Raw genomic sequence first — 14,512 nt, 5'->3', positions numbered from 1 at the left:
AAATCCCAAAAACAAAAAAATGCTCAAGTTTACTTGGTTTTATTGAGCATTGACTGGATTGCATATCCAGAATAAGCTCCGTAGTGGAAATTAAAAGTCTTTCAATCAAAGATTGAAACTTTTTTATTTTATTTTTTGATTTTATGAGCGAGCTCAACATCAAAAAATAAAATAAAAAAGTCCGCACTAGCGTGCAGACTTTTCATTCTTAAGTGACCTCGACTGGATTCAAACCAGTAACCTTCTGAGCCGTAATCAGATGCGCTATTCAGTTGCGCCACGAGGCCTAATGCGGGTGCAAATATAGGCATAAATATGGCATTTGCAAATCTAAATTCAAATAAAAATTCTTTCGGATTTTATGATTGAAAGTGACATTCTGAACCTTTGCAAAATCCAACGATTAACCTCTTGAATTGTAATCAAGTGCGCGTATAGTCACATAATACCGCCAAGCAATCAAAGCCAGTTGCCACTTTTTCGCTTTAGCCATGTCGAGTTGTTGCTTGGTGAAACTCGGTAAAAGTATCAGGTTTATTTTAGCAAGGATTTTAAACATAAGTTGTTTGGTTTCCCACAAATATAAAAAAAGACCGCCTTCCGACAGTCTTTCCTTTTACTTATTTGCTTTTCTTTGATTTCTGTAATTGCGCTTTCTGCACTTCAAGCTCTTTTCTTGATTGGTCTAATTGTCTTCGCGCGTCTTCCATTTCGCGTTTGGCGTTTTCCATGTCTCTTTTGGCATCTTCAAGTTCGCGTTTGGCATCTTCCATTTCAGGTCTGCTGCGTTCCATCTCTCTTTTGGCGCGCTCCATTTGCGGACGCATTCTTTCAATCTGGATTTTGGCTCTCTTCATTTGTTCCTGTGCATTTTCCTGTGCATCATCGGAATCAAAATCGAAACTGAAATTTAATCCGGCCAAGGCTTCATCAACAATCTTGTCGACATCAATGTCAACGGTTTCGCCGTTTACCGTCATCGATATTTTACCGTTTTTATCTTTAAATTTTTTGATGATTACTTTTTTATGTTTGTCTGCAGGCGTTGGAGGTTCCGGTGCTTCAGGAGCTTCCGGCGCTTCTACACCTTCAGGAATTTCGGCTGCTTCCGGTGCTTCAGGCGCTTCGGCAAAATCAGTACTGATGATGATTTCCCCATCATCATTTCCGTCTTTGTTATCTTGGTTTCCATTTTTGAAGATGCGGATTTTTTTGGCCGTTCCAAATCCGATAGCGCCATGATCGTCTTTGAAGAAACGCATCGGCTTAATCGCTTCGTCGCCATTGATTTGCGAAGTTCCGCTGTTGCCATTTTGGTCTTTATAAACTGCTTTGATCGCCACGATTTCTCCGGCGCTGTTTCTTTTTACTTTAGAAAATTTCAACGTGACGCCTTGCGCTTTGGCTTGTTCCGAGGCTTCTTTAAGTTGTTGGTCCGTGCTGTTTTTGTCGATGACCACAGAAATGTCTTTGGTTGAAATTACTTCAGCATTGACCGTTGAATGTTTTTCCTGAGCAATAACATTTACCTGAAAATACAACAAGAACCCGATTAAGATTGGGATGATTAAGGCATACTTCCACGAGTTCCATTTTTTTGATTGATTTTTGTTGAGCATAACGATTCGTTTTTTGATTAATGATTGATAAAAAGGATTGGTAATGGCCACACAATTTTCGTGTGTAGTGACTTTTAATAAGGTGATTTGATATGATTTCTTATCCGTGATATTTTTCAAGGCTTCACTGTCGGCGATAAACTCAAGGTTCTGCAACATCGCTTTTTTGTAAAACCAAACAATAGGATTGAACCAAAAAGCAATGCAGAACAAACGCGCGATCAACACATCAATCGAATGCCTTTGCTCGCAATGCACTTTTTCGTGCGCCAGAATATTATTGAGTTCATTCTCGTCAAACAAAGCAGAATTGTATACGATATAGTTGAAGTAGGAGAAAGGCGCCACTTTTTCATCGACGTCTATATATTTGAAATCCGCCTGTTGCTGCACCGTTTTCCCTTTCAAAACTGACCTCAGGTTCCTGAAATCAAACAAAAACTGACATAAAAAGACTAACAATCCCAAACCATAAACAGCCGCCAAAACCCAATACCAGTTGATTTCAAAAGTTTCTGTTCTCACTGGCAAAGCAGTAGGAATATTGTCATTCCAGGCATACATTTTCGGACTCGCTTCGACCCAAATAATCTTGTCAAAAGTCACCAAAGGCAAAACCACAGAAGTAAATAAACCCGACAGCAAAAACCAACGGTTGCCGTTAAAAAACGTTTCCTTGCGCAACAGAAAATGGTAAGCGACAAAGAACATCGCCAGCAAACCAGCCGACTTCAGCAGATAAAAGAACAAGTTTTCCATAGCTTATTTTTTAGGGTTTTCGTTTTCGATCATCGCTAAAATCTCGCGCAATTCTTCAGCCGAAATCTTTTCCTCTTTCGCAAAAAGCGACACCATATTCTTATACGAACTGTTGAAATACGTGTCAATCGCCGTATTCATAAAGCGTTTGCGATAATCTTCCTTACTCACAACCGGAAAATATTGGTGCGTATTCCCAAACGCGTGGTGCGACACAAAACCTTTTTCCTCAAGGTTCCGGATAATCGTCGAAAGCGTGTTGTAATGCGGCTGTTCTTCGGTGATCTCGGCCATGACTTCCTTCACGAAAGCCTTTTCGAGCTTCCATAAAATGTGCATGATTTCTTCTTCTTTGTTTGTGAGTTTTTGCATGATGTGTTTTATTTTTTTTGGCGTTACCCTGCGGGCCGTGCTATCCATTGCAATCTTTTGTGTCGAACGCCGACACAAGAGGATTTCCATTGCTATCCCTAACGCACATGAACGGTTTTCGACTTGGCGACCTGACAGGTTTTTAGCACAAAAGCTCAATAGAATTACTGCAGTTGAACCTTGCAAAAATGTTCCATAGAAGCACTTCAGCCGCCATATTACAAACCGATGATAACGGTAGTTTTTATTTTCCGTTTAAGGCTTCCGACAAATTACGTTCTAATGCTCCAACTCTTTCTTGACTACTTTTTTCGTTTACAAAAATCACAAATCCTGTCTGATATTTAGGATATAATGTACAAGTTGTAATACAACCCCACGCCTGTCCATTATGAAAAATATAATTGTCGCCTTGCCAATTTTTGTTCAACATCCAACACAAACCAACGCCATAATCATTGATAAGTGAAAGTGTTTTTTGATGAGAGAGTTTCAATACTATATTTTGTTCTTTTACATTGTATGAAATGTATTTAAGCATATCATCTATGGTTGAGGTTAGTTCAGGACCTAATGCTGATGTATTTTGCACAAAAAAGGGAACAACAAAATCTCTTTCGTCATAGCCTGTAACAAATCTTTTAATCTCTGCTTGTGATAATGTTTTCTTTGTGTCTGTCATCCCAAACTGCTTACCAAAATATTCTTTTACTAATTGCTCAAAACTTTTTGAATAAACATTTTGTAAAATAATAATTAAGGTGTTGATACCAGCCCCTGAATAATTGTACCTAATGCCTGAAAGTGTATCAAGTTTGATTTTATGCAAATCATTTTCAAGGTCTTTCAAGGTAAATTTTTCATAAAAAAGATGTTGCTCATATGGCTTTAGATTATCAAGGCTGTCGGGTCTTGTAATTGTCCAATAAGGAAAGCCCGAAGAATGATTTGCCAAATGTTGTAATTGAATAGGGTTACCATTATACTCTAAATTTGGGTAGTTACCTTTTAAATACTTTCGTATATCGTCTGTCAAGTTTACTTTTTTATCAATTACAGCTTTCGCTAATAAAATGCCTACAAATGATTTAGTAATTGAACCTAAACCATAAAATGTTTTTGAATTTGGCAATTGATTTGAGCCTTTTTTAACTTCGCCATAATTGTAAGTGTACGTTTTTCCATCTTTATATATGCCAATAGACAATCCTACTGACTTTGGGTCAAGCATATAAATTAAGGCATTACTATTTACTATGCTGTCCATTTTAGTTTTGAGTTTATTGTCAGATAAGACTTTTTTGGATGGTGCATAAGGTTGCTCTACAAAATCACTAATATTAAATTCGTTAATGTCACTGCCTGTTTTTGTGGTAAAATCAAATCGTAGATTTTTCTTTTCACCAATCCATTTAAAACTCCTACCTTTTTCATAAGTGTTTATTAAAACCGTTCCTTTAATTTTCCCTGTTTGTTTGTAAAGCGAGGAAAGCAGATAATTCAAATCTTCTTTTCCTTGTGCCATTCTGAAATTTTCGTTGCCCAACGCATAAATACCGTTGTAATCTACTCGATTATATCGTGCTACAATAGTGTCGTTGAGTTGGTTAAACTCATACGCTTTGTTCTGTGCAGATAAAGTATTCAATAAGAATACTAAAAAAAGAGTTAATAGATTTTTCATTTTTATAGTGTTTTATTTTGTTTCAATTTCAAAAATTTGTTTGCCATAATCGCCTAAGTAATGTAATAAAAGTTTCTCATAAACTTTGTAACCATCATCTACATTTGTGAAAATTAAAAGCCCTTGTTTTGTTTTTGGGAAAATAAATACAATGGTTTGTGCGCCTTTGTCTGCTCCACCGTGTGTAAGTGCAGTATTTCCATCCGCAAAATGATACATTTCAAAACCAAGCCCAAAGTGTTTTCCATTTTTTGTAGCGACTTGGTTAGTAGTCATATCTTCAAAAACTTGTTTGGTAAGCCCATCTCCATTCATTATACTAACTAAAAACTTACCATAATCTTCAATTGTCGTTAGTAAATCATCGGCAGCATTGGGCGTTGTATTTTTTACAGTTCTATAAGCATTGCCTTCTCTGTCATAACCCAATGCAAGTCTTGTTGTATCTACATTTTTATCCCAAATATACCTTGTGTCATTCATTTTTAAGGGTTGAAAAATGAGTTCATTGGCTAATTGCTGTAATGATTTTTTAAACTTATTTTCTAATGCTTTTCGCAAATATTCAAGTCCTTCACCTGAATATTGGTAGCCTTTGCCTGGGTCAAATAAGAAATTCAGTTTTTTGTTTTCATTCATCCAACGCCAATTAGGGAAACCTGTTTGATGGCTTAAAATTATTCTTGTAGTTATCTTTTTGTTTCTTGGGTCGTTAGCAATATCTGGGTCTGTAAAATATTTATAAACAGGCTCATCAATATTCCATTTGCCTAAACTTGCCAATTTTAAGGCAACCATTGCTGTAACAGGTTTGGTCAAAGAAGCTACATTAAAAATAGTGTTGTAGGGTGCTGAAACGCCTTTTGATATTTCACCAAAAACTTTTACTTGTTTGAGCTTTCCATTTTTAATAATGCCAAGCCCAAGAGTAGGCACTTTGTTTTCTTTTAACCATTTTTCAATTGCTTCGTCATTGTCAAAAATTGAAATTTGTTTTTCGTTTTTAATTTCAGTTTGGTGGTCGTAGCTGAAACTTTTGGTAAGTTTCCATTGTCCATTTTCTAAAATCCAAACGTGTGTAAACTTTGCTGAACTTGCAAAGCGTTCTGCTTTACCACTAATAGTTTCATAGAATTTGTGAATACCAACTTGAATAGCTCCATACAATTCTTTGCCTTTGCATAAAGGATAAATTTCTGTACTGCCATTTAAAAGTTCCCTTCTTGATTGGTATGTAGTTGGCGAAATACAAAGTCCGTTTTTTAAATTATAAATGAAAGTGGTTTTGTTTGAAATGCTGTCTTTGTCGTGGAAAAATTCAAATTTATCACTTAATAAATTTTCAAATTGCTTGATGTCGCAAGTATTGAAACCAACATTGAAAAGTAAGCTGTCTTTTGAAAGTATCGTTTTGTATAACTCTGTGTTTTGGGTTACCTGTCCAAGAGTGCAATAAGTTGTCGCAAAAAAGCAAATTAATATAAGTATTTTTTTCATTCTTCTTTTTCTATTAATGCTTGTAGGGTTTCGCTATCGGACATGTGCGGGATAGCTGCACAATATTGATATCTAACGCAAACCAAACGTACAACTATATTTTTAGTTATACAACTATAAAAACAGTTATTTAACTAAAATTTAAGAGCAATTGATAATTGATAATTAACAATTGATAATTAGTTCGTGCTAAAAAAGGTGGTTTTATTTTTTTAAGATTGCTCTCTTAAGTACGAGAGCCAGTCAATTAACAATGAGATAATTATCAATTAGCTTCGCTCAGTTCGGCAAAGCCTCGGGTGTTAATTATCAATTAATTATCGGGTTTGTCGTTCGCAATCGCAAAGTTCCGCGATTTTTTAGGATAAGTCGCATACGATTTGTCGCTCGGATTCGTGATAAATGACTTGACCGTAATTTTATCGCCAAGCAGAAAACCTTTCAAAACCATCTGGTAATCGAGCAAATATTCCCCGCAGAAGTAATTGCCGTTCTCATCTTTTTCTATAATTCCGGTATAAATTCCTTTCGACATTGTATTTTTGTTTTTCGTTGCTGCAAAACTACGCAATTCATGGCATCCAAAACCTATAACCGCTTCAATTTTCACCGCCACACTTTTTGCGTTTTCACCGAGGCGGATTTGAAACTAGTAGAAAACCGAAAACCCGATTACCAAAGCAAGTCGGGCAGCAGCTACTTTTTTACCGACGAAGGTGTTTACCGATTGTCGAACCATTGGGGCCGGGCGGCGAATTGCAAATGGCGGTTGCAAACAAACAATACTTCAAATTCTGGTAGAACCAAATTAGGATTCGCTTTGTGGAGCGCTTTCCACAGCGACAACGATACCGAAAAACTTTACTTCATTCAATTCGATGCTGAAACACAAACCGTAAACTATCAACATAAAAACAGCACGGAATTTAAAGAAACGTTCATCCTCAGAACCGCTTCCGAAACCACTAAAATTATCAAGGAAATCAGGAACTTGTTATCGAGCGACAGTTGGGCTAAACATTTCGATATGCCAATCGGAACCTTAAGAAGTAACATCATAGAGAAGCTGACGACGGGCAACGAACCCTTAATCGAAATCAAAAGAAAACTGCGGAACTCTTTATAAACCTTGTTCCCTATTGACGAGATTTCTAAGCCAGACGCAGCAAACCACAGCCACCAATCCGAGCAATCCCATAAATAACCAATTGGTTTGGTAACCAAAATGACTGATGATTTCCATACCGGTTTTGGAACTTGCAATATGCGCGAGGCTGAAACTCATCGTGAATAAAGCCATATATCTTCCTTCATGGCCTTTCGGCGCGCGGCCCATCGCAAACGAATTTGAAAACGGGAAAATAAACATTTCACCAAAAGTAATGAAGACGATGCTCACAAGTAAAATGCCCGCCCACATATTGAACAACAACGAAAAGAATCCTAAAGCCATGAACACAGAACCCCAAAGCATAATCTGCAATTTGTGGATTTGTTTGCGCTCGAATATCGTAACAATCGGCATTTCCAGAAAGAAAATCAATAAACCGTTGAGCGTCATGATGAGTCCGGTTTGAAACTCCGTCAGTCCAAATTGTTCGTGATGGTATAACGGTAAAGTGGTGAAAATCTGAAAGAAAATCATCGCTGTGGCAAAACTCACGAAAAGGAAAATCCAGAAAATTTTGTCTTTGAAAACCGAAGCCACAACTACTTTTTCAGCGTTTTCCTGTACAAGATCTTTTGGTTTTTTGATTTCTTTGACCAACAACGCAAAAATCAAAATTGAAATGATGCAGGTCGCACCATCGGCCCAAAACAAACCTTTATAACCAATTCCCATAATAATTAATCCGCCCAATGCCGGACCAGCAGCAAAACCTAAATTTACAGCCAATCTTACCAATGTCAGAGCGCGTGTACGGTTTTCAGGTTTCGCATAAGCACTCAGCGAGACGAACATGGCTGGGCGAAACATATCAGCAATACACATAATCAGAAACATGCCAAGACATAAACCCCAAAAGGATGTTATGAATTGCAGGATGAAGAAACAAACCCCGCTTGAAAACAAACTGAACACCATGATTTTATAGAACCCGATCTTATCGGTCAGTTTACCGCCGAGCCATGAGCCCAACATCGAACCCAAACCGAAACAGACCATAATCCAGCCGACTTCGCTGTAAGAAAAGTTCAAATCTTCCTTGAGGTATTTCGACAAAAAAGGCAAAACCATCGTGCCGGCGCGGTTGATAAAAGTAATGATGGCCAGAATCCAGACTTCGCGGCGAAAGCCTTTAAAATTATCGATATACCTTTGGAAAGCTGCTTTGACCATGATTTTTTTTACTGCGCCAAAGGTAAAACTTTGTGATGACCTTTGTGGTTTGCGAATCAACTTTTACACTATTTTTGCATAAAAAATAACAATGAAGAAATATCTCATAGTATGTTTAGCTTGTGTTTCACTTTTTGGAAACGCTCAGGAAAAATGGTCGGTCGCACAAGCCGCAGCCAGCCAACAGAAACTCAATGCGGAATTTTCAAATCCTGCGGAAACGCCTTTGGATGAAAACAATCTGAAATATTTTCAAGGCCTCGATTTCTATCCTATATTAGAAAAGTTCGCGGTGGAAGCACATTTCATCAGGACAGAAAATGAGAAGGCTTTTCAAATGAAGACTTCTACCAAAAGGCTTCCTGAATATGTGAAGTATGGGGAACTGCATTTCCAGATTGATGGCAAAAAACTCAAACTCAATGTCTACCAAAACATCGAATTGAGCAAAAAGCCCGGGCATGAAGATGACCTGTTCCTGCCTTTTTCTGACAAAACCTGCGGAAAAGGAAGCTATATCGGCGGAAGGTATATCGATATGAAGATTCCGAAATATGACGATGTTCTCCTTGACTTCAATACGGCTTATAATCCTTATTGCGCATACAATCACAAGTATTCTTGTCCAATTGTTCCCCTAGAAAATGATCTTGATATTGCGATAACGGCTGGCGTTAAGAAGTTTCATAACTAATGAAATATATTAATTTGCATACACATCATTTCTCTGACAGGCATGATATTTTTGAAGTTGTCAATCAATATCCGAACGAATTTGATGTGGCGATTCCGCACTATTCTATAGGAATTCATCCTTGGCATATTGTGGAAAGCAGGCTGGCTGAAGATTTTGAAATCCTTGAAAGCAAACTAGGATTCGAGAATTGCCTTGCCGTCGGAGAATGTGGTTTAGACAAGCGCATCGAAATACCATTAGAATTGCAAATGCTGGTTTTCGAAAAGCAATTGCTACTGGCCCAACAATATCAAAAACCTGTAATACTGCATTGCGTCGCGGCTTTTCAGGAAATCATCGAAGCCAAAAATCGATTGAAGATTACCGTTCCGATGCTCATTCACGGCTTTTCCAAAAATATTGAAACAGCAAAACAATTGCTCGACAACGGATTTTATTTGTCATTTGGAAAATATTTGCTCAGAAATCCTGAACTGGAATCTGTATTCAAATCTGTTCCTGATGACCGCTTTTTCCTCGAAACTGATACTGTTGAGGAAAGCATCCGCGAGGTCTACAAACTGGCCGCGCAATACAAAAACATTGATGTTGAATCCTTGCAGGAAATGGTTCATAAAACCTTTAATGAAGTATTCATGAATCATCCAATCATCTAACAATCTAATAGTCTTACAATCTTACAATCTAAAAAAAATGGCAGCATGGACTGAAAGAGCCGAACTTTTATTTAAAAAAGAAGGCCTCGATAAATTAAAAAATTCAAATGTATTGATCGTTGGAGTAGGCGGTGTAGGCTCGTTTGCTGCCGAATTCATCGCACGTGCAGGCGTCGGAAAAATAACCATCGTGGATGGTGATGTGGTTGATATTACGAACATCAATAGACAATTGCCCGCGTTGCATTCCACGGTTGGGAAACCAAAAATTGATATTGTCGGAGACCGTCTGATGGATATCAATCCTGAATTGCAGCTTACCAGAATCAAAGAATTTCTCTCGCCAGAACGCGCTTTCGACATCGTCACGCCAGAATACGATTACGTCTTGGATTGCATCGACAGCCTGACGCCGAAACTCAATCTGATTACAGCCGCCAAACGCAAAAGGGTGAAAATCATCAGCAGCATGGGCGCCGGAGGAAAGATGGAAGCGAGTAAAGTGAAAGTTTCCGATATCGGCAATACTGTTAATTGTTTTATGGCCAAAGCGATGAAAAAGAAGCTCAAAGCCGTCAAAATCGACAAGCTGAAAGTGGTTTTTTCGTCTGAAATCCAGGATGAATCGAGCATGAAAATGACCGATGGCTCCAATTTCAAAAAATCGTTTTACGGCACCAACAGCTACATGCCCGCCTTGTTCGGATTATACGCAGCCGAAACCGTCATCCGCCACCTTTTAAAATCGGAATAAAAAACTTAGCGCCTCAAAAAATGATTCAAACCGTAATTTTCGATATGGATGGCGTCATCGTCGATACAGAACCTGTGCACCATTACGCGTATGTACAGCATTTCCGTCAGCTCAACATTGACGTCAGCCCAGAAATGTATGCGTCTTTTACAGGCAATTCTACCAAGAACATTTATGAACGTCTTAAAGGGATTTACAACCTTCAGGACGAAGTTCCGAAATTGGTCGAAACCAAGCGCAATCTTTTCAATGACGCTTTTGATGCCAAAGAAGATTTATACTTGCTCGAAGGTGTCGAAACTTTAATCAAGGATTTGCATCAAAACGGCATGCAGCTCGTGTTGGCTTCTTCATCGGCGCGGGTAACGATTGAACGTATTTTCAAGCGTTTTCATTTGCATCAATATTTCTCACATATTGTTTCTGGCGAAGAATTTCCACAATCCAAACCGAATCCGGCAATTTTTGAACAGGCGGCTTTTTTGGCACAGACGCCAACGGAAAATTGTATCGTGATTGAAGACAGCACCAATGGAATCAAGGCTTCCAAAGCTGCTGGGATTTATTGTATTGCTTACAATAGCGTGAATTCCAAATTGCAGGATTTGTCGTTGGCTGATCAGGTAATTCAGCGTTTTGATGAATTGGATTATGAAGTGATTCGCAATATCAATGCTTAACCGACCGCTTCCTTAAAAACTTTCAAACACCGTTCGCGCGCCATTTTATGATCGACAATCGGTTGCGGATAAGTCAGTTCATTCAGTTCGGGAACCCATTTTTGAATGTATTTCAAATCCTTGTCGAACTTTTTGATTTGTTCTGTAGGATTGAAAATCCTGAAATAAGGCGCTGCATCGACACCGCTTCCGGCAGCCCATTGCCAGTTTCCTACATTGCTCGATTGTTCATAATCGAGTAGTTTCTGAGCAAAGTAAGTTTCGCCCCAACGCCAATCAATTAATAAGTGTTTGCATAGAAAACTAGCGACAATCATGCGCACGCGGTTGTGCATGTGTCCTGTTGCATTGAGTTCGCGCATGCCTGCATCTACAAACGGATAACCGGTTTTTCCTTCGCACCATTGCTGGAATTCGGCTTCGTCATTGTTCCAGCGGATGGCATCGTATTTCGGTCTGAAACTCTGGTGGGCGGTATGCGGAAAGTGCCACAGAATCTGCATGAAGAATTCGCGCCAGATCAGTTCATTCCAGAAGGTTTCGTTTTTGTCCTGAATCGCTTTCTTTAATATTTTCCGGATGCTGACTGAGCCGAAACGAAGATGTGGGCCTAAGTGTGAAGTTTTATCAAGCGAAGGGAAATTTCGGGTTGCTTCATAATTATGGATCAAATTTTCTGAAGTGTCAAAATCGGGAACTTTGATTGCGGAACGTTCAAAACCGATATCGCTTAAACTCAAAAACGGATAGGAATGTTCGGTGACTTTATCCAATAAGTTTTCTGAACGATAAAATTCCATGTTGGTTGTTTTGAAATGCTCTTTCCATTTTTTGGAATACGGCGTGTAAACCACATAAGGCAAACCGTCGTCTTTGGTAACTTCGCTTTTTTCGAAAATCACCTGATCCTTAAAACTTCTAAATTCAATATTTTTTGATTGCAAAAATTCATAAACGGCTTTGTCGCGTTTTCTGGCATAAGGCTCGTAATCGCGATTGGCATACAGCGCATCAATCGAATTTTCGACAACCAGTTTTTCAATAATCGTCAAAGGTTCGCCATAAAACACAGCCAATGATTTCCCATGAATTTGAAGCTGTGCATTGGTTTTAGAAAGTAAATCATGAATGAAAGTCACGCGCGCGTCATCTTTAACAAGTTGCTCTAAAATGCTGTCATCGAAAATGAAAATCGGTAAAACAGGCACACCATGAGACAAGGCTTCGAAAAAACCTTTGTTGTCTTCAATGCGCAAATCGCGGCGGAACCAAAATAAAGTCATTTTTGAAATTTAAATTACGAATTTACGAGTAAGGTGGACATTCCGCCATCAACGTGCATTACCTGACCGGAAATCCAGCTGGCTTTTTCACTGAGTAAAAATACGGCCATTTGCGCTAAATCTTCAGGTTGTCCGAATCTTTTGAGCGGATGCCTTTCGGCTGATTTTTCCTGTTTGGTTTCGTTGTTCAGAAATTTGTCGGCGAGTGGCGTATCGGTTAGCGAAGGTGCAATCACATTCACACGAATTTTAGGAGCGTATTCTGCAGCAAGCGCTTTGGCAAAACCTTCCACGGCACCTTTTGCTGCGGCAACACTCGTGTGGAAAGGCATTCCCATGGTTGCGGCGACACTGCTGAACAAAACAATACTCGATTGTTCCGAAGCGGTAAGTTGCGGTAAAATGGTTTGGACCACTTTCACCATATCGAGAAAATTGATTTTTAAGTCGCTTTCGAATGTTTCTGCCTTCAATCCTTTGAACGGACGAAGGTTGATGCTGCCCGGACAATAGACCAATCCGTCGATGACTTGCGGTAGTTTTGAAACATCTAAAGTGTCTGAACCCGCATCAAACGGAATGTGGGTTACATTGAGACCGTTCAGATTTTCTGCAGTTCTTGAAGCTACAAAAACATTGTGGTCTTTTTCTAGTTCTTTTGCGATGGCGAGCCCGATGCCGTAGGAACCGCCGATGAGAAGTATGTTTTTCATATTATTTAAATTCACCAAAAAGTTCCATTAATTTTTTACGTCGGTATTCAAAGATTTCGTCGAGTTTTGGTTTTACCAGAATCGGATGCATCCATTGCCCCAAAATACCCAACGGAATCTTATAATCGATGATGTCTTCCATTTCGACACCGCCCGGAATTTCCTTTATAAAATGTTTGTGATGCCAAAATGAATAAGGGCCGTAGCGCTGTTCATCGACAAAAAAATGGCCGTGCTCCACATGCGTGATTTCCGTAACCCATTTGGCTTTGATGCCCAAAACCGGTGTGACGATATATTGGATGATTTGACCTGCGAATATTGATTTATCAGCTCCCGACTCAATCGAAAATCCCATATAATCGGGTGTGATGATTTTAAGATTTTTCGGATTGGAAAGGAATTCCCAGGCTTCCTGCCTCGATATGGGTAAATTTTGTATGCTTGATTTAGTGTAGATTTTCATTTTTTTTTTGGTAAAGGTATTAAATTTTTGTTTATACTTTTAATTAAATAATTAAACAAAAAATAGATTCAATTAAGTATTTCTTAACAGAATTTAATACCCGAATCACTATTTTTGAAGAAAATAAAAACAAAACAATCCTATGAAAAAAATTATTTTAGCCATGGCCGTTGTGTTCAGCACCTTGAATTTGACCGCCCAAGTGAAGACTCCTGCGCCGAGTCCGAAATCTACGTTAGAGCAAATGGTGGGTTTAACCGAAGTTACTGTCGAGTATTCACGCCCGAGTAAAAAGGGTAGAACCGTGTTCGGAGATTTGGTTCCTTATGGCAAACTATGGAGAACCGGTGCGAACCAAAACACAATGATCACGTTTTCTGATGATGTCGTCATCAACGGTCAGAGCCTCAAAAAAGGAAAATATGCTTTGTATACGACTCCTAAAGCTGATATGTGGGAAATCATTTTCTATTCGGATACCGACAATTGGGGAACACCTGAAAACTGGGACGCGAAAAAAGTGGCGCTATCCACGAATGTAGACACGCAAATGCTAAACAATAACGTAGAAAGTTTTACTATTGGAATCAATGGTTTAGACAACAATTTCGGTTATTTGGAATTGTCCTGGGAAAAAACAATGGTGGCTTTGAAATTTGAAGTACCTACTCAAAAAACAGCTATGGCCAGTATAGAGAAAGCATTAGCCGGCCCGACTTCTGGCGATTATTTTTCATCGGCACAATATTTCTACCAATCAAACGGCGACCTGAACAAAGCTTTGGAATATGTCAACAAAGCAATTGACATGAACAAAGACAAACCGTTCTGGTACACCAGACAAAAATCATTAATTCAGGCAAAACTAGGCGACAAAAAAGGCGCCATTGAAACCGCAAAAATATCGTTAGCTGCTGCTACAGCTGCCAAAAATGATGATTACGTCAAAATGAACAACGACAGTATTACAGAGTGGAGTAAGAAATAAACT

Annotated in this window: 16 protein-coding genes and 1 tRNA gene; 6 read left to right on the top strand and 11 right to left on the bottom strand. The window is 38.8% G+C overall.

Annotated elements, in window-relative coordinates; translation table 11 throughout:
- Nucleotides 1-213 precede the first annotated feature (213 nt).
- The 7 genes from Q0058_RS11260 to Q0058_RS11230 all read right to left on the bottom strand — a co-directional run bounded on the left by Q0058_RS11260 (nucleotide 214) and on the right by Q0058_RS11230 (nucleotide 6,466).
- Nucleotides 214-287: transfer RNA gene (locus tag Q0058_RS11260), tRNA-Arg, on the bottom strand.
- A gap of 116 nt (nucleotides 288-403) precedes the next feature.
- On the bottom strand, nucleotides 404-559 hold the full coding sequence (locus Q0058_RS11255; RefSeq protein WP_298223966.1) for an SsrA-binding protein: 156 nt from the start codon (nucleotides 557-559) through the stop codon (nucleotides 404-406).
- A gap of 61 nt (nucleotides 560-620) precedes the next feature.
- The gene (locus Q0058_RS11250) at nucleotides 621-2,378 is read right to left on the bottom strand and encodes a M56 family metallopeptidase (protein WP_298223964.1); all 1,758 of its coding nucleotides are present in this window, start codon (nucleotides 2,376-2,378) and stop codon (nucleotides 621-623) included.
- Between the two features lie 3 nt (nucleotides 2,379-2,381).
- Nucleotides 2,382-2,750 (bottom strand): BlaI/MecI/CopY family transcriptional regulator, encoded by a 369-nt coding sequence (locus Q0058_RS11245; protein WP_298223962.1) that lies wholly within the window; start codon nucleotides 2,748-2,750, stop codon nucleotides 2,382-2,384.
- Between the two features lie 244 nt (nucleotides 2,751-2,994).
- Nucleotides 2,995-4,434, bottom strand: coding sequence for a serine hydrolase domain-containing protein (locus Q0058_RS11240; protein ID WP_298223960.1), 1,440 nt, complete (start codon nucleotides 4,432-4,434; stop codon nucleotides 2,995-2,997).
- Between the two features lie 12 nt (nucleotides 4,435-4,446).
- Entirely contained in the window at nucleotides 4,447-5,931 is a 1,485-nt protein-coding gene (locus Q0058_RS11235) for a class A beta-lactamase-related serine hydrolase (RefSeq protein ID WP_298223958.1), read from the bottom strand.
- 313 nt (nucleotides 5,932-6,244) lie between these two features.
- Complete coding sequence (locus Q0058_RS11230; RefSeq protein ID WP_298223956.1) at nucleotides 6,245-6,466, bottom strand: hypothetical protein; 222 nt, start codon at nucleotides 6,464-6,466, stop codon at nucleotides 6,245-6,247.
- A gap of 39 nt (nucleotides 6,467-6,505) precedes the next feature.
- Between Q0058_RS11230 and Q0058_RS11225 the strand changes: the two genes are divergently transcribed.
- Nucleotides 6,506-7,057 (top strand): hypothetical protein, encoded by a 552-nt coding sequence (locus Q0058_RS11225; protein WP_298223955.1) that lies wholly within the window; start codon nucleotides 6,506-6,508, stop codon nucleotides 7,055-7,057.
- On the opposite strand, the gene Q0058_RS11220 is transcribed toward Q0058_RS11225, so the two are convergent.
- Nucleotides 7,052-8,272: an MFS transporter gene (locus tag Q0058_RS11220; RefSeq protein WP_298223953.1), complete on the bottom strand. Its 1,221-nt coding sequence runs from the start codon at nucleotides 8,270-8,272 to the stop codon at nucleotides 7,052-7,054. The two genes, Q0058_RS11225 and Q0058_RS11220, sit on opposite strands and share 6 nt — an antisense overlap.
- Before the next feature lie 91 nt (nucleotides 8,273-8,363).
- On the opposite strand from Q0058_RS11220, the gene Q0058_RS11215 reads away from it, so the two are divergent.
- The 4 genes from Q0058_RS11215 to Q0058_RS11200 are packed head-to-tail and all read left to right on the top strand — an operon-like array spanning nucleotide 8,364 to nucleotide 11,059.
- On the top strand, nucleotides 8,364-8,966 hold the full coding sequence (locus Q0058_RS11215) for a DUF1684 domain-containing protein (RefSeq protein WP_298223951.1): 603 nt from the start codon (nucleotides 8,364-8,366) through the stop codon (nucleotides 8,964-8,966).
- Nucleotides 8,966-9,625, top strand: coding sequence for a TatD family hydrolase (locus tag Q0058_RS11210; protein WP_298223949.1), 660 nt, complete (start codon nucleotides 8,966-8,968; stop codon nucleotides 9,623-9,625). Before Q0058_RS11215 ends, Q0058_RS11210 begins: the two co-directional genes overlap by 1 nt.
- A 37-nt stretch (nucleotides 9,626-9,662) precedes the next feature.
- Nucleotides 9,663-10,379 carry a tRNA threonylcarbamoyladenosine dehydratase gene (locus Q0058_RS11205; RefSeq protein WP_298223947.1) on the top strand — a complete coding sequence of 239 codons (717 nt, stop codon included), beginning with the start codon at nucleotides 9,663-9,665 and terminating at the stop codon, nucleotides 10,377-10,379.
- Nucleotides 10,380-10,399: 20 nt separating this feature from the next.
- Nucleotides 10,400-11,059 carry an HAD family phosphatase gene (locus Q0058_RS11200; protein ID WP_298223945.1) on the top strand — a complete coding sequence of 220 codons (660 nt, stop codon included), beginning with the start codon at nucleotides 10,400-10,402 and terminating at the stop codon, nucleotides 11,057-11,059.
- On the opposite strand, the gene Q0058_RS11195 is transcribed toward Q0058_RS11200, so the two are convergent.
- Genes Q0058_RS11195 through Q0058_RS11185 form a run of 3 tightly spaced genes read right to left on the bottom strand, consistent with a single transcriptional unit; the run spans nucleotide 11,056 to nucleotide 13,521 of the window.
- A complete protein-coding gene (locus Q0058_RS11195) occupies nucleotides 11,056-12,342 on the bottom strand; it encodes a deoxyribodipyrimidine photo-lyase (RefSeq protein ID WP_298223943.1) in 1,287 nt (428 codons plus the stop codon). The two genes, Q0058_RS11200 and Q0058_RS11195, sit on opposite strands and share 4 nt — an antisense overlap.
- A gap of 14 nt (nucleotides 12,343-12,356) precedes the next feature.
- Nucleotides 12,357-13,055, bottom strand: a complete 699-nt coding sequence (locus Q0058_RS11190) for an SDR family oxidoreductase (RefSeq protein ID WP_298223941.1) — start codon at nucleotides 13,053-13,055, stop codon at nucleotides 12,357-12,359.
- Between the two features lies 1 nt (nucleotide 13,056).
- The gene (locus Q0058_RS11185) at nucleotides 13,057-13,521 is read right to left on the bottom strand and encodes an SRPBCC family protein (RefSeq protein WP_298223939.1); all 465 of its coding nucleotides are present in this window, start codon (nucleotides 13,519-13,521) and stop codon (nucleotides 13,057-13,059) included.
- A 142-nt stretch (nucleotides 13,522-13,663) separates the two neighbouring features.
- Between Q0058_RS11185 and Q0058_RS11180 the strand changes: the two genes are divergently transcribed.
- Complete coding sequence (locus tag Q0058_RS11180) at nucleotides 13,664-14,509, top strand: DUF2911 domain-containing protein (RefSeq protein ID WP_298223936.1); 846 nt, start codon at nucleotides 13,664-13,666, stop codon at nucleotides 14,507-14,509.
- Nucleotides 14,510-14,512: the final 3 nt, after the last annotated feature.

The sequence above is a fragment of the Flavobacterium sp. genome, assembly GCF_027484705.1.
Classification (GTDB): Bacteria; Bacteroidota; Bacteroidia; order Flavobacteriales; family Flavobacteriaceae; genus Flavobacterium.
The sequence above is the reverse complement of the archived record's forward strand: the minus strand, read 5'-3'. Positions and strand labels throughout refer to the sequence as shown.

Excerpts from the sequence above, each read along its gene's own strand:
- Q0058_RS11185 (WP_298223939.1), bottom strand. The coding sequence starts at position 13,521 with ATGAAAATCTACACTAAATCAAGCATACAAAATTTACCCATATCGAGG.
- Q0058_RS11215 (WP_298223951.1), top strand. The coding sequence starts at position 8,364 with ATGAAGAAATATCTCATAGTATGTTTAGCTTGTGTTTCACTTTTTGGA.
- Q0058_RS11200 (WP_298223945.1), top strand. The coding sequence starts at position 10,400 with ATGATTCAAACCGTAATTTTCGATATGGATGGCGTCATCGTCGATACA.
- Q0058_RS11240 (WP_298223960.1), bottom strand. The coding sequence starts at position 4,434 with ATGAAAAATCTATTAACTCTTTTTTTAGTATTCTTATTGAATACTTTA.
- Q0058_RS11230 (WP_298223956.1), bottom strand. The coding sequence starts at position 6,466 with ATGTCGAAAGGAATTTATACCGGAATTATAGAAAAAGATGAGAACGGC.
- Q0058_RS11245 (WP_298223962.1), bottom strand. The coding sequence starts at position 2,750 with ATGCAAAAACTCACAAACAAAGAAGAAGAAATCATGCACATTTTATGG.
- Q0058_RS11195 (WP_298223943.1), bottom strand. The coding sequence starts at position 12,342 with ATGACTTTATTTTGGTTCCGCCGCGATTTGCGCATTGAAGACAACAAA.
- Q0058_RS11255 (WP_298223966.1), bottom strand. The coding sequence starts at position 559 with ATGTTTAAAATCCTTGCTAAAATAAACCTGATACTTTTACCGAGTTTC.
- Q0058_RS11205 (WP_298223947.1), top strand. The coding sequence starts at position 9,663 with ATGGCAGCATGGACTGAAAGAGCCGAACTTTTATTTAAAAAAGAAGGC.
- Q0058_RS11225 (WP_298223955.1), top strand. The coding sequence starts at position 6,506 with ATGGCATCCAAAACCTATAACCGCTTCAATTTTCACCGCCACACTTTT.
- Q0058_RS11220 (WP_298223953.1), bottom strand. The coding sequence starts at position 8,272 with ATGGTCAAAGCAGCTTTCCAAAGGTATATCGATAATTTTAAAGGCTTT.
- Q0058_RS11180 (WP_298223936.1), top strand. The coding sequence starts at position 13,664 with ATGAAAAAAATTATTTTAGCCATGGCCGTTGTGTTCAGCACCTTGAAT.
- Q0058_RS11235 (WP_298223958.1), bottom strand. The coding sequence starts at position 5,931 with ATGAAAAAAATACTTATATTAATTTGCTTTTTTGCGACAACTTATTGC.
- Q0058_RS11190 (WP_298223941.1), bottom strand. The coding sequence starts at position 13,055 with ATGAAAAACATACTTCTCATCGGCGGTTCCTACGGCATCGGGCTCGCC.
- Q0058_RS11250 (WP_298223964.1), bottom strand. The coding sequence starts at position 2,378 with ATGGAAAACTTGTTCTTTTATCTGCTGAAGTCGGCTGGTTTGCTGGCG.
- Q0058_RS11210 (WP_298223949.1), top strand. The coding sequence starts at position 8,966 with ATGAAATATATTAATTTGCATACACATCATTTCTCTGACAGGCATGAT.